The 13,634-nt window shown below is 71.4% G+C and carries 8 protein-coding genes; 4 read left to right on the top strand and 4 right to left on the bottom strand.

Features of this window, described 5'->3' with window-relative positions; genetic code table 11:
• Positions 1 to 618 precede the first annotated feature (618 nt).
• Together ACZ7M7_RS01405 and ACZ7M7_RS01400 are read right to left on the bottom strand one after the other, a co-directional pair.
• The gene (locus ACZ7M7_RS01405; protein ID WP_383596851.1) at positions 619 to 1,107 is read right to left on the bottom strand and encodes a PaaI family thioesterase; all 489 of its coding nucleotides are present in this window, start codon (positions 1,105 to 1,107) and stop codon (positions 619 to 621) included.
• Between the two features lie 46 nt (positions 1,108 to 1,153).
• Positions 1,154 to 3,433, bottom strand: a complete 2,280-nt coding sequence (locus ACZ7M7_RS01400) for an FdhF/YdeP family oxidoreductase (RefSeq protein WP_472111682.1) — start codon at positions 3,431 to 3,433, stop codon at positions 1,154 to 1,156.
• Between the two features lie 181 nt (positions 3,434 to 3,614).
• On the opposite strand from ACZ7M7_RS01400, the gene polA reads away from it, so the two are divergent.
• On the top strand, positions 3,615 to 6,341 hold the full coding sequence (polA, locus tag ACZ7M7_RS01395) for a DNA polymerase I (protein ID WP_383596857.1): 2,727 nt from the start codon (positions 3,615 to 3,617) through the stop codon (positions 6,339 to 6,341).
• Positions 6,342 to 6,893: 552 nt separating this feature from the next.
• Here polA and ACZ7M7_RS01390 read toward each other — a convergent pair.
• Entirely contained in the window at positions 6,894 to 7,760 is an 867-nt protein-coding gene (locus ACZ7M7_RS01390; protein WP_472111679.1) for a DUF4184 family protein, read from the bottom strand.
• A gap of 338 nt (positions 7,761 to 8,098) precedes the next feature.
• Here ACZ7M7_RS01390 and ACZ7M7_RS01385 point away from each other — a divergent pair, with 338 nt between their 5' ends.
• The 3 genes from ACZ7M7_RS01385 to pgfA all read left to right on the top strand — a co-directional run bounded on the left by ACZ7M7_RS01385 (position 8,099) and on the right by pgfA (position 11,166).
• Positions 8,099 to 9,841, top strand: a complete 1,743-nt coding sequence (locus ACZ7M7_RS01385; RefSeq protein ID WP_472111676.1) for a lytic transglycosylase domain-containing protein — start codon at positions 8,099 to 8,101, stop codon at positions 9,839 to 9,841.
• Between the two features lie 172 nt (positions 9,842 to 10,013).
• Positions 10,014 to 10,148 (top strand): SPW_0924 family protein, encoded by a 135-nt coding sequence (locus ACZ7M7_RS01380; RefSeq protein WP_328428444.1) that lies wholly within the window; start codon positions 10,014 to 10,016, stop codon positions 10,146 to 10,148.
• Between the two features lie 25 nt (positions 10,149 to 10,173).
• Positions 10,174 to 11,166 (top strand): cell envelope lipid trafficking protein PgfA, encoded by a 993-nt coding sequence (pgfA, locus tag ACZ7M7_RS01375; protein ID WP_472111674.1) that lies wholly within the window; start codon positions 10,174 to 10,176, stop codon positions 11,164 to 11,166.
• Here pgfA and hrpB read toward each other — a convergent pair.
• Entirely contained in the window at positions 11,156 to 13,633 is a 2,478-nt protein-coding gene (hrpB, locus tag ACZ7M7_RS01370; protein ID WP_472111672.1) for an ATP-dependent helicase HrpB, read from the bottom strand. The two genes, pgfA and hrpB, sit on opposite strands and share 11 nt — an antisense overlap.
• Position 13,634 lies beyond the last annotated feature (1 nt).

Genomic DNA, 13,634 nt, shown 5'->3' with positions numbered 1-13,634 from the left:
CTAAGCGCGGGTGGGGAACCTGGAGGAGGCTCTGACCAAGGCTGTGACGCTCTTGTTATGACACGGGGTAACGCAGAGCGGTGCTCCGTGGGGGGAAGAGTGGATTTCCGGCCGATTCGCCCTGTCCACATAGTGAGAACTTGCAGCGTTCGCGCGTAGCGTCTTCACGAGTGTTCACACGTTTTGGTAATTACCCGGATCGTTGCCGAAGGCTACCCAAGGGTCTCTGCGGACGTGGGGGAAGGGTGCTCACTGCGGGAGAAGTGAGGACCTGTATTGCAGTCGTATTACGCAGAGTTACAGTCGGGAAAGTCGGTCGGAGTTCTTCGGCTGTTTTCGTGCATGGGGCACGAAAATGAAATTGGGCATTGCCCGGCTCGCTGCTTTCGGCCATCAACCCGGCGGCCGAGAGCGGGAGTCCGGGCGCCGCCCCGCTCCTGGGGGCCCCTCCCGACGTCATGCCTCGACGTTAGGCCGCCGGGCGTCCGGGTTCAACGGCGGGGTGGTGCCAGGGCGTTGCGTACGCCGCGAATCGCGCCGGGGAGTGCCGGCCGCCGGGCGGGGCGGCAAAAGGCGTTGCCCTCAAGGGAGTTGCCGCGAGAGGGCCCCTGGGTCGGCTCAGCCCATCGCCCGGAGCTGTTCGCCGTCGCTCGGGTTCACGTCCCGCAGCAGGCACGTCAGCCGGGCGCTGCACACACGCCGCCCGGCCTCGTCGCTGATCACGATCTCGTACGTCGCCGTCGAGCGGCCCCGGTGCAGGGGCGTGGCCACGCCGGTGACGAGGCCGGCGCGGGCGCCGCGGTGATGGGTGCAGTTGAGGTCGACGCCGACCGCGATCTTGGAGCTGCCGCCGTGCAGCATCGAGCCCACCGACCCGAGCGTCTCGGCGAGCACCGCGGACGCGCCGCCGTGCAGCAGCCCGTACGGCTGGGTGTTCCCCTCCACCGGCATGGTCCCCACGACCCGCTCGGCGGACGCTTCCACGATCTGGACGCCCATGCGCGTCCCGAGGTGCCCGGCGGAGAACAGGGCCGGCAGGTCGACGCCGAGCGCGGCGTACTCGTCGATGACCTCTTGCGGGAACTTCACATGCTGCTGCTCGCCCATGGGGCCCGGCTCCGTTCGTCGTGGTGTGCGTCGACTGAGCAAACGCTCAGTCGGTCGCCGATTGTTCCAGACGTACGATCACGGACTTGCTGGCCGGGGTGTTGCTGGTGTCCGCGGTGGCGTCCAGCGGGACGAGGACATTGGTCTCCGGGTAGTACGCGGCCGCGCAGCCCCGCGCCGTCGGATAGTGGACGACACGGAAACCGGGCGCCCGCCGCTCGACGCCGTCCTTCCACTCGCTCACCAGGTCGACGTACGAGCCGTCGGCGATGTTCAGCCGCTGCGCGTCCTCGGGGTTGATCATCACGACCCGGCGTCCGTTCGTGATCCCCCGGTAACGGTCGTCGAGGCCGTAGATCGTGGTGTTGTACTGGTCGTGCGACCGCAGGGTCTGCAGCAGCAGCCGTCCCTCGGGCACCGTCGGGTACTCGATCGGAGCCGCCGTGAAGTTGGCCTTGCCCGTCGCCGTCGGGAAGCGGCGCTCGTCGCGCGGGGCGTGGGGGAGCGTGAAGCCGCCGGGGTGGGCCACGCGCGCGTTGAAGTCCTCGAAGCCGGGGATCACGCGGGCGATGCGGTCCCGGATCGTCGCGTAGTCCTTCTCGAACTCCTCCCACGGGGTGGCGCTGCTCTCGCCCAGCACGCGGCGTGCCAGGCGGCACACGATCGCCGGCTCCGACAGCAGATGCGCGCTCGCGGGCTCCAGGCGGCCCCGGGAGGCGTGCACCATGCCCATGGAGTCCTCGACCGTCACGAACTGCTCGCCGCTGCCCTGGAGATCGCGCTCGGTCCGGCCCAGGGTGGGCAGGATCAGCGCTCGCGCGCCCGTGACGGCGTGCGAACGGTTGAGCTTCGTCGACACGTGCACGGTGAGCCGGGCGCGCCGCATGGCGGCCTCGGTGACGTCGGTGTCCGGGGTCGCGGACACGAAGTTGCCGCCCATGGCGAAGAAGACCTTCGCCTCGCCGTCGCGCAGGGCGCGGATGGCCCGCACGACGTCGTAACCGTGCTCGCGCGGGGGCGCGAACCCGAACTCCTTCTCCAGGGCGTCCAGGAAGGCCGGGGCGGGCCGCTCGAAGATGCCCATCGTGCGGTCGCCCTGCACGTTCGAGTGACCGCGCACCGGGCACACGCCCGCGCCCGGGCGGCCGATGTTGCCGCGCAGCAGAAGGAAGTTGACGACCTCGCGGATGGTGGGCACGGAGTGCTTGTGCTGGGTGAGGCCCATGGCCCAGCAGACGATGGTGCGCTGCGAGGCGAGGACCATGGCCATGGCCTCCTCGATCTCCGCGCGCGTGAGGCCGGTCGCCGTCAGGGTCTCGTCCCAGTCGGCGGCACGGGCGGCCGAGGCGAAGTCCTCGTAGCCGTGGGTGTGTTCACGGACGAACTCCTCGTCGACGGCGCCCTGCGTCTCGAGGATCAGCTTGTTGAGGAGGCGGAACAGGGCCTGGTCGCCGCCGATGCGGATCTGCAGGAACAGATCGGTGAGGGCGGCGCCCTTGAGCATGCCCTGCGGGGTCTGCGGGTTCTTGAAGCGCTCCAGGCCGGCCTCGGGCAGCGGGTTGACGCTGATGATCTTCGCGCCGCCGGCCTTGGCCTTCTCCAGGGCGGAGAGCATGCGCGGGTGGTTCGTCCCCGGGTTCTGCCCGGCGACGATGATCAGGTCGGCCTTGTAGAGGTCCTCCAGCAGGACGCTGCCCTTGCCGATGCCGATGGTCTCGTTCAGCGCCGACCCGGACGACTCGTGGCACATGTTCGAGCAGTCGGGCAGGTTGTTGGTGCCGAGCTCGCGCGCGAAGAGCTGATAGAGGAACGCGGCCTCGTTGCTGGTGCGTCCCGAGGTGTAGAAGACGGCCTCGTCGGGGGAGCCGAGGGCGGTGATCTCCTCGCCGATGATGTCGAAGGCGCGCTCCCAGGTCACCGGCTCGTAGTGCGTGCCCCCTTCGGGGAGGTACACGGGGTGCGTGAGCCGCCCCTGCTGCCCCAGCCAGTAACCGCTCCTGGTCGCGAGATCGGCGACGGAGTGCGCGGCGAAGAACTCCGGGGTGACCCGGCGCAGGGTGGCCTCCTCGGCCACGGCCTTCGCGCCGTTCTCACAGAACTCCGCCTTGTGCCGGTGGTCCGGCTCCGGCCACGCGCAGCCCGGGCAGTCGAAGCCGTTCTTCTGGTTGACGCTCAGCAGCGTCAACATGGTGCGCTTCACGCCCATCTGCTGCTGCGCGATCCGCAAGGTGTGCCCGATGGCCGGCAGCCCCGCCGCCGCATGCTTCGGCTCGGCGACCTGGGGCGCGTCCTGAACCGGATCGGCCTTGGGCGGCTTGGTGGCCATCGCCCGCTCTCCTTTGTGTACACGTGTGAGGTTGGTCTCCGATCCTCGCACGCGGGACCGACAACGGGGGTGGGGGGCCCGGCACCCGTATCGCCCTCCCCGCCCCCACCGCGAACCTCTCCCCGCAGCCGCACCCCCCGATGGGGACCGACTGTCAGTGGGGCGTGGCAGGATCGGGGACGTGGCAGAGACAGCATCGAAGCAGACCGAGACCAACCCCGGCGGCAGCCGGCCCCGCCTGATGCTCATGGACGGGCACTCGCTGGCCTACCGTGCGTTCTTCGCGCTGCCCGCGGAGAACTTCACGACCGCGACGGGCCAGCCGACGAACGCGATCTACGGCTTCGCGTCGATGCTGGCCAACACGCTGCGCGACGAGGCGCCCACACACTTCGCGGTGGCCTTCGACGTGTCCCGCAAGACCTGGCGCTCCGCGGAGTTCACGGAGTACAAGGCGAACCGCTCCAAGACCCCGGACGAGTTCAAGGGCCAGGTCGAGCTGATCGGCGAGCTGCTCGACGCGATGCACGTCTCGCGGTTCGCCGTCGACGGCTTCGAGGCCGACGACGTGATCGCCACGCTCGCCACCCAGGCCGAGGCCGCAGGCTTCGAGGTGCTGATCGTCACCGGCGACCGGGACTCCTTCCAGCTGGTCAGCGAGCACACGACGGTGCTGTATCCGACCAAGGGCGTCTCCGAGCTGACCCGCTTCACCCCGGAGAAGGTCTTCGAGAAGTACGCACTGACGCCCGCCCAGTACCCCGACTTCGCGGCCCTGCGCGGCGACCCGTCCGACAACCTGCCGGGCATCCCGGGCGTCGGCGAGAAGACGGCGGCGAAGTGGATCAACCAGTTCGGTTCGTTCGCCGAGCTGGTCGAGCGCGTCGAGGAGGTCAAGGGCAAGGCCGGGCAGAACCTGCGCGACCACCTGGAGTCGGTCAAGCTCAACCGCCGCCTGACCGAGCTGGAGCGCAACGTCGAGCTGCCCAAGACCGTCGCCGATGTCGCCCGCGTGCCGTACGACCGCAAGGCCGTCGCGATGATCCTGGACACCCTGGAGATCCGTAACCCCTCGCTGCGCGAGCGGCTCTTCGGTGTCGACCCCGGATCCGAGGAGGCCGAGGCCACCCCGATCTCGACCGAGGGCGTGGAGCTGGACGGCGCCGTGCTCGGTACGGGCGAGCTGGCCCCCTGGCTCGCGGAGCACGGCGGTGAGCCCCTCGGCGTGGCCACTGTCGGCGCCTGGGCGCTCGGCACCGGCTCGGTCGCCGAGGTCGCCCTCGCCGCGGCCGACGGCGCGGCCGGCTGGTTCGACCCGTCGCAGCTGGACGAGGCCGACGAGAAGGCCTTCACCGCCTGGCTGGCCGACGCCGACCGGCCGAAGGTCTTCCACAACGCCAAGGGCGCGATGCGGGTCTTCGCCGAGCACGGCTGGAGCATCGCCGGCGTGCGCATGGACACCGCGCTCGCCGCGTACCTCGTCAAGCCGGGCCGCCGCTCCTTCGACCTGGACGCGCTGTCCCTGGAGTACCTCCACCGCGAGCTGGCCCCCGCCGCCGCGGCCGACGGCCAGCTGGCCTTCGGCGCGGACGACGGCGCCGAGGCCGAGGCGCTGATGATCCAGGCCCGTGCGGTCCTGGACCTGGGCGAGGCCTTCGAGGGCCGTCTGGAGGAGGTCGGCGCCGCTGACCTGCTCCGCGACATGGAGCTGCCGACCTCCGCCCTGCTGGCCCGCATGGAGCGGCACGGCATCGCGGCCGACCGGGCACACCTCGAGGCCATGGAGCAGATGTTCGCGGGCGCCGTGCAGCAGGCCGTGAAGGAGGCGCACGCCGCGGCCGGGCACGAGTTCAACCTCGGCTCGCCCAAGCAGCTCCAGGAGGTCCTCTTCGGCGAACTCGCCCTGCCCAAGACGAAGAAGACGAAGACGGGCTACACGACCGACGCCGACGCCCTGGCCTGGCTCGCCGGCCAGACCGACAACGAACTGCCGGTCATCATGCTCCGCCACCGCGAGCAGGCGAAGCTCCGCGTCACCGTCGAGGGCCTGATCAAGACGATCGCGGCGGACGGCCGTATCCACACGACGTTCAACCAGACGGTCGCAGCCACCGGCCGTCTCTCCTCGACCGACCCGAACCTGCAGAACATCCCGGTCCGCACGGACGAGGGCAGGGCGATCCGCCGGGGCTTCGTGGTCGGCGAGGGCTTCGAGTCCCTGATGACCGCGGACTACAGCCAGATCGAGCTGCGCGTGATGGCCCACCTCTCCGAGGACGAGGGCCTCATCGAGGCGTTCACCTCGGGCGAGGACCTGCACACCACGGCCGCCTCCCAGGTGTTCGCCGTGGAGCCCGCCGCGGTGGACGCGGAGATGCGCCGCAAGATCAAGGCGATGTCGTACGGCCTGGCCTACGGGCTGTCGGCCTTCGGCCTCTCCCAGCAGCTGAACATCGACGCCGGCGAGGCCCGCGCCCTGATGGACGCCTACTTCGAGCGCTTCGGCGGCGTCCGTGACTATCTGCGCCGCGCCGTCGACGAGGCCCGGGCGACGGGCTACACGGCGACGCTCTTCGGCCGCCGCCGCTACCTCCCCGACCTCAACAGCGACAACCGCCAGCGCCGCGAGGCGGCCGAGCGCATGGCCCTCAACGCGCCCATCCAGGGCACGGCGGCGGACATCGTCAAGATCGCCATGCTCAATGTCGACCGGGCCCTGCGCGAGGAGAACCTCACCTCCCGCATGCTCCTCCAGGTCCACGACGAAATCGTCCTGGAGATCGCCCCGGGTGAGCGCCGGACCGCCGAGGAACTGGTCCGCCGAGAAATGTCCAACGCCGTCCACCTCAACGTCCCTCTGGGCGTCTCGGTGGGCGCGGGGCCCGACTGGGAGTCGGCCGCGCACTAGCCTCCGCTGAAGGCTCACCCCTCCATGCCGGGCAGATGGGAACCCTGCCCGGCACCGGGGTTGCCCGCCCTGCGACGGGGCACACGGCAGCGCCCCCGAGGGGCGCGGCGCTGTATCGATATGCGGCTCCGCCGCGGGGGCGCGACCAGCCACGACCAACCCGCAGCCCCGAGAACACCGCAACCCGGGAATCACCGGGGGCCCCGGCCCAACCCCCGGAGGGACCCGTCACTCGCGTGGCCCCCGCAAAAGCGCTCTTCCCACCCCCCGCCCGTAAGGATGCGGGCATGGGTATACGCACGCTCAACCGCCGGACGTCTCCGGCACCGGCGAACGCGAACACCGAAGACGCCCCCACAGCGCGCCCCACGGTCCCCCTCTTCGCCCCCGGCGCAAGCACTGCCCGCATCCCCGCCGACCTGATGGGCGCTCTGCGGCACAGGGCGACAAACCTCCGCGGCTACCTGGCGCTCGCCCGCACCGCACTCCCACGCAGCCGCCCCGGCCGTTCGGGCCGTACCGTCACCGTGTTCGTCGCGACGGCCGAAACCGTCACCGAGCCCCCGGACGGCTCGGCTCCCGACCGGCCCCATACGCATCCGCACCCGAACTGCCAGGGCCCCGGACCGGACGCCACACCCTGACGCCCACGGCGTACAGCACCAGCCCCAGAACGAGCCCCGCGCCCGCTCCGAAGCACAGCGTGGGAATCAGCTCCCAGTACTTCGCGGTGGAACCCCAGTAGGCCCACCAGCGCGACACCCGCTGCACGGCCGCCACTGCGGCACATCCGCCGATCACCACAGCGGCCCACCACCGGTCCCGTACCGAAAGCACCGGCACACCGACCGGCGCGACAGCACCGGTCCGCCGTAGCCCCACGATCACGAATGCGGCGATGACGACCGCGGCGACCGCCGAACCGCCGTACTGCAGATACCAGTACAGCGGCGATCCCGCGATCTCCTCGCCCAGGACGGGAAAGAGCCGCATCCCCCAGCGGTCGAGGTGCGTGAACGCGTCCCACACGACATGCGTCAGTGAGCCGAGGACGGCCGAGACGTACCAGCGCAGCGCCGACGACGGCCGTACGCGTGCGTGTGGTGCCCCGCAGCGCAACAGGGTGGCCACCCGCGCCTGTCGCCGCGGCGGCAGCAGTGCCACCAGCGGCTCGCGCATCAGGAGCCACAGGCCCACCAGCGCCAAGGCGATCGCCGCATCGACGGTGAACACGCCCGCGAACGAGTGCGTGACATCGCCGAACTTCATCGCCTCCGGCAGGACACTCGCCACGTAATAGGTCATGTCCGGAGAGAACGACCCTGCCACCATGGCGGCCGGAACGAGGGCGAGGCGGCCGGTTCCGTCGGTGCGTATGCCGGGCAGTACGGCCGCCGCGTGGCTGAGCGTGAACGGCAACGGGGCTCCTCGTGCGGGGTGTTGGCGGGGCCGGTCGGGCCCCGGGCGTCGGCGAAGCCAGTATGCGGGACGTCCGGCGGACAGACCGCATGTGGCCAACCGGTAAAAATCGGGCACCAACGGGTGCCCCCGCAAAGGAAGTTGTCGTAGTGTCGCCTGGGTCACCGGGCCGGGAGCATGCGGTCGAACAGATGAACAGCGACTAAAACCGTGCCGCGAGGGCAACTGTCGCGGCGAGTCGATCGTCACAACAGGGGCGGGCTCGGCACGGCGAGCCCGGCCGGCAGACCGGCAGGCAGAGTCGGGCGCCCCGGGCGTCCACGGGAGGGGTCCATTACATGGCGGCGCAATTCGGCAGGCTCCGCAAGGGGGCGGTGAACACCACGGTGGCCGCGGTCGTGGTCGCGGCACTGGCCGCGTCCCAGGCTCCAGGGGTGACGACCGACGACGCCGGCAGAAGGGTCACCACCGGCACCCAGCCCTCCCCGGACACACCTGCCGAGGACAGCGCGACCGGCAACTCGCCGTACTACACGGACCTGCCGCCGCTCAACAGCCCCAACCCCTCGCCGTCCGCGGACACCCCCGTCGACCCGGGCGTCACCGAGGCGGGCATCCCCGCGACCGTCCTCGACGCGTACAAGAAGGCCCAGACCGCGCTCCAGCAGGCCAAGCCCGGCTGCAACCTCCCCTGGGAACTCCTCGCCGCGATCGGCAAGGTCGAGTCGGGCCAGGCCCGCGGCGGCCGCGTCGACGCCGAGGGCACCACGATCTCCCCGATCCTCGGCCCGCAGCTCAACGGCAACGGCTTCGCGAACATCGGCGACACCGACAACGGCGCCTACGACGGGGACAGCTCGTACGACCGTGCCGTCGGCCCCATGCAGTTCATCCCCTCCACCTGGGAGTGGGCCGGCCGCGACGGCAACGGCGACGGCAAGAAGGACCCCAACAACATCTACGACGCCGCGCTCGCCGCCGGCCACTACCTGTGCCGCTTCGACTGGGACCTGTCCACGCAGGGCGATCTCGACCGCGCGATCCTCAGCTACAACAACTCGCGGGACTACCTCAACCTCGTCATGACGTGGCTGGAGTACTACCGCAAGGGCACCCACGAGATCCCGGACGGCACCGGCACCCTCCCGTCGGACCGCAGCGACGACACGGCGGGCGCGAGCCCCACGCCGACGCAGCCCACGACGCCCGGCACACCGGCGACACCGACGGCGCCGAGCACCCCCAAGCCGGGCGGGGGCAACGGCTCGACCAGCCCCAAGCCGACGCCGCCGGGCACCACCCCGCCGAGCACGACGCCTCCCACGCCCACCGACACCGTGCACCACCTGGAGGACGCGGGCACCGCCAAGCTCACCGCGATGGCCGGCGACACCTTCACCGAGAAGATCGGCACCCGCGCCGAGACCAAGGCCGGCAAGGCCGTCGCCAAGGTCCGGGTCCGCTTCACGATCATCGGCCCCACCGACGCCACCTTCAGCACCGGCGAGAAGTACGCGACGGCCCTCACCGACGGCGTCGGCAAGGCGACCGCGCCCGCGCTCAAGGCGGGCGAGGACACCGGCGACTTCGTGGTCCGCGCCACCGTCGTCGGCCGTACGGTCACCGGCCTCGACTACGCGGCCACCGTCACCGAGCGCGCCGCCGACACCCTGACCCGCACCAGCGAGACCGCGCTGACCTGCACGCCCGGCGGCGAGTTCGCCGACCAGGTCGAGGTGAAGGCGACCTACAAGGACGCCGTGGCCGACAAGGTCGCGGCCACCGCCACGCTCATCAAGTCGGCGGACGACCCGGCCGAGAACGACAAGGGCCCCTACTTCAAGGACGCCGACGGCAAGGCCGTACGCACCCTGACCGGCCTGACGACGGACGCGAAGGGCCTGCTCAAGCTGCCGAAGCTGTACGCCGACGACACCACCGGCACGTTCCTGCTCCGCATCAACACCACGGGCGGCGCGACCCTGACCGTCGAGCTGAAGGTGGCGGCGGCCGAGACGTCGCCCAGCCCGACGCCGTCGGAATCGGCGTCCGGATCGGCATCGCCGAGCCCGAGCGCGTAGGCGCCGCAGAGTCCACCGAAGGGCGCCCCCTCCGCTACGGCGGACGGGGCGCCCTTTGTTCATGCGCGCAACCTGTTCTCATCTCGCCCGCCCGTTGCTACGGTGCCGAAACTGACGCTGTATCAGATGTCGCAGTCCCGGAGTGCCACAGTCCGGGATTCGGGAGGCCCGTATGCGCGCCCTGATCGCCGCCGCGACCGGTCTCGTCGCCGCGCTCGCCCTGGTCCTCGCGATGACCGCCATGGGCTCACCGGCAGGTGAGACATCCCCCAAGCCGCTGCTGACGACGGTGCCCACACACCCGTAACCGCCCGTCCGGGAGGGAGGCCGAGATGCGCCGCAAGGCCGGCCTGGTCCTGCTCGCCCTCGCCGTGTTCTTCGCGGCGCTGTCCCCGCTGCTGCGCTGGTACGCCTTCCCGCGCCTGGCCAAGATCCCGGCCAACCAGTACCAGGACATGGTCCTGGAGGCGAAGGACGCGACCCTCCTCGACTACGGCACGATGAAGGCCCGCAAGGTCTCCAAGGTCACCATCGTGCAGACGCTCAAGGGCAACGTCGAAGCCTCGGAGAAGATCGAGAGGACGGCCGGCAAGGACGTCGTGGTCTGGGACGGCCTGTCCTACGTCGTCGGCCCCGACGGCAAGATGGTCTCCAAGATCCCCGAGCGCTACATCTTCGACGCCCACACCCAGGAACCCGTCCACGCCACCGGCGAGATGGTCGACGGCGACCCGGTCAAGCGGCAGGGCATCGAGTTCAAGTGGCCCTTCCTGACGGAGAAACGGGACTACGAGTACTTCGACGCGCAGGCCCGCATCACCGCCCCCATCCACTACAAGGGCACCCAGAACTTCCGCGGCGTCGAGGTCTACTACTTCGAACAGACCATCCCGTGGACCAAGGTCAGGTTCCCCAGGACCATGCCGGTCGAGGGCATCACCCCGGAGTCGGTCGCCAAGACCGGCACGACCCGCTGGTACACCACCGTCCGCAAGTTCTGGGTCGAACCGCTCACCGGAGCTCCCGTCTACGGCGAGGAGATCCACAAGGAGGAACTGCGCGGCGGCACCCTGCTCGGGGACCGCGACAAGGTGACGGCGTTCGCCGGCCACGTGAAGATGCGCGAGGACTACATCGCCTCCACGGTGGACCTGGTCAAGTCCAACCGCACGCTGGTCCTGCTGCTGACGTCGTATCTCCCATGGGGCTTCCTGGCCCTGGGCCTGCTGCTCCTGGCGCTGTCCCTCTATCTGGAGGGACGCAGCCGCCGCCCCGGCGACCCGGAACCGACGAAGGACACCGAACCGGAACCGGTCAGCGCCTGAGCCTGGCGTTCGTGTGCCGGGTCGGCTCGGCGGAGGCGGGGTCCTCGGGCCACGGATGCTTCGGATAGCGCCCGCGCAGCTCCGCCCGTACGCCCTTGTAGCCGTCCCTCCAGAAGGAGGCGAGGTCGGCGGTGACGGCGGCGGGCCGGCCGGCGGGGGAGAGCAGGTGGACGAGGAGCGGCACGCCGGCGACCGACGGCGACTCGTGCAGTCCGAACATCTCCTGCAACTTCACGGCGAGGACGGGCTGTTCGGGGTTGCCGTAGTCGATCCGGATTCTGGACCCACTGGGTACGGCCATCCGCTCGGGCGCCAGCTCGTCGAGCCGCCCGGCCTCCCCGGAAGCCCAAGGCAGCAGCCTGGTGAGCGCCTGCCCGGCCTCGATCCGCGCCAGATCGGCCCGCCGCCGCGCCCGGCTCAGCTCGGGCTCCAGCCATTCGTCCACGCGCGCGTGCAGCGCGTCGTCGGAGACGTCGGGCCAGGGCGCACCGAGGTGGAGGTGAAGGAAGGCCAGCCGCTGCCGCAGTACGCCGGCGTCGGGCGACCACCGCAACAGGGCGAGCCCGTCCTGACGCAGCCCTTCCAGAAGCGCATCGCGTACGAGTACGGGGTCGGCGTCCCGCAAGGGCCGCACCGCGAGCTCGATCGCCCCGAGCCGCTCGACCCGCCGGGCGACGACGTCCCCGTCGGCCCAGTGGACCTCCTGGCTCTCGGAGTACAGCGAGGCCGCCGCGGACCGGGCCATGTCCTCGTCCGCCACGGCGGCGAGCTGCACGCGCGCGTGCCCCTTGCCGACGGGACGGTCCGCGACGGCCACGGCGATCCACGGGGCACCGCGCAGCGGGCTGCCCGCACCGAGTTCGGCGCGGGTGCCGGAGGCCATGAGGTAGGAGCCGCCGTCGGCTCTGGCGACACGCTCGGGGAAGGCGAGGGCGGCGACGAGGCCCGCGGTGCGGTCGTCCGCGCTCCGCCCAGCCGAGTTCTCGCTGTTCGCCCGCAAACGCCGCACCTCGGCCCGCCAGCGCCCCGCATAGGCGTCACCGCCACGCCGAGCCGCCCGCACGGCGGCAGCCAGGTCGTCCCCGTACTCCCTCGGGGCCTCCTCGCTGAGCAGCGCGACCGCCTCGGCACCCGCACCGGAGGCGTCCAGCAGCGCCCGGCCCAGTCGGGGATGCAGCCCCAGCCGGGACAGCGCGGTGCCCCGAGCCGTGGCCCGCCCGTCGCGGTCCACCGCCCCGATGGCCGTCAGTACGTTCCTCGCCGCAGCCATCGCCCCACTGGGCGGCGGATCCAGCAGTGCCAGCCCGGTCGCGTCCGGATCGCCCCAGCACGCCGCCTGCAACGCGAACGCCGTCAGGTCGGCCACCTTGATCTCCGGCGACGGGAACCGCGGCAGCCGCACGTCCTCCGCCTCCGCCCAGCACCGGTACACCGCACCCGGCGCCTCACGCCCGGCCCGCCCCGCCCGCTGCCGGCCGGCCGCCTGCGAGGCCCGTACCGTCGTCAGCGCGCTCAGCCCGCGCGCGTGATCGACCCGCGGCTCCCTCGCCAGCCCGGAGTCGACGACCGCACGAACCCCGGGAACCGTCAGTGACGACTCCGCGACGGACGTCGCCAGCACCACCCGCCGCCGCTCCCCGCCGGTCAGCACCGCGTCCTGCACGGCCGCCGACGCCCGCCCGTGCACCTGCAGCACCTCGACGTCCCCGAGATCCCCCAGCTGTCCGGCCACCCGCGCGATCTCGCCGACACCCGGCAGGAAACACAGCACGTCCCCCGCCCGCTCGGCCAGCGCCCGCCGGACCGTCGACGCCACGTGCGTCAGCAGCGCCGGGTCGACCCGCATGCCGTGCGGGGGCCGTACGGGACGCGTCGGCGGTGCCCACACCACCTCCACGGGGTGCGAGACGCCCTCCGCCTCCACCACCGGCGCATCGCCCAGCAGCCGCGCCCACCCCTGCGCGTCCGTCGTCGCGGACGCGGCCACCAGCCGCAGCTCCGGCCGCAGCGCCTGACGTACGTCCCACAGGAACGCCGCCACCGTGTCCGCGTCCAGATGCCGCTCGTGGCACTCGTCGAGCACGACGACGTCCACGCCCGCCAGCTCCTGGTCGCGCTGCAAACGCTGCAACAGCACACCGGTCGTGACGACCTCCACGCGTGCGTGGCGCCCGACGACCCGTTCGCCGCGCACGGTGTAACCGACGCTCTCGCCGACCTTCTCGCCGAGCAGCCACGCCATCCGCCGTGCGGCGGCCCGGGCGGCGATCCGCCGTGGCTCGGCCACGACGACCCGCCGCGCCGGTCCCTCGCCGAGCAGCCCGGCCAGCACCAGCGGCACCAGTGTGGTCTTGCCGGTGCCGGGCGGCGCGACGAGCACCGCGGTGCCGTGCGTGTCCAGGGCGTCGTTCAGACCGGGCAGGGCGCCGCGTACCGGCAGCGCGTCCAGGGCGTCGTAACGGATCACG

The organism is Streptomyces sp. NPDC111606, from assembly GCF_055656945.1.
This window is presented reverse-complemented; position numbering and strand designations above follow the sequence as displayed.

Excerpts from the sequence above, each read along its gene's own strand:
- ACZ7M7_RS01400 (WP_472111682.1), bottom strand. The coding sequence starts at position 3,433 with ATGGCCACCAAGCCGCCCAAGGCCGATCCGGTTCAGGACGCGCCCCAG.
- ACZ7M7_RS01385 (WP_472111676.1), top strand. The coding sequence starts at position 8,099 with ATGGCGGCGCAATTCGGCAGGCTCCGCAAGGGGGCGGTGAACACCACG.
- ACZ7M7_RS01380 (WP_328428444.1), top strand. The coding sequence starts at position 10,014 with ATGCGCGCCCTGATCGCCGCCGCGACCGGTCTCGTCGCCGCGCTCGCC.
- pgfA (WP_472111674.1), top strand. The coding sequence starts at position 10,174 with ATGCGCCGCAAGGCCGGCCTGGTCCTGCTCGCCCTCGCCGTGTTCTTC.
- ACZ7M7_RS01405 (WP_383596851.1), bottom strand. The coding sequence starts at position 1,107 with ATGGGCGAGCAGCAGCATGTGAAGTTCCCGCAAGAGGTCATCGACGAG.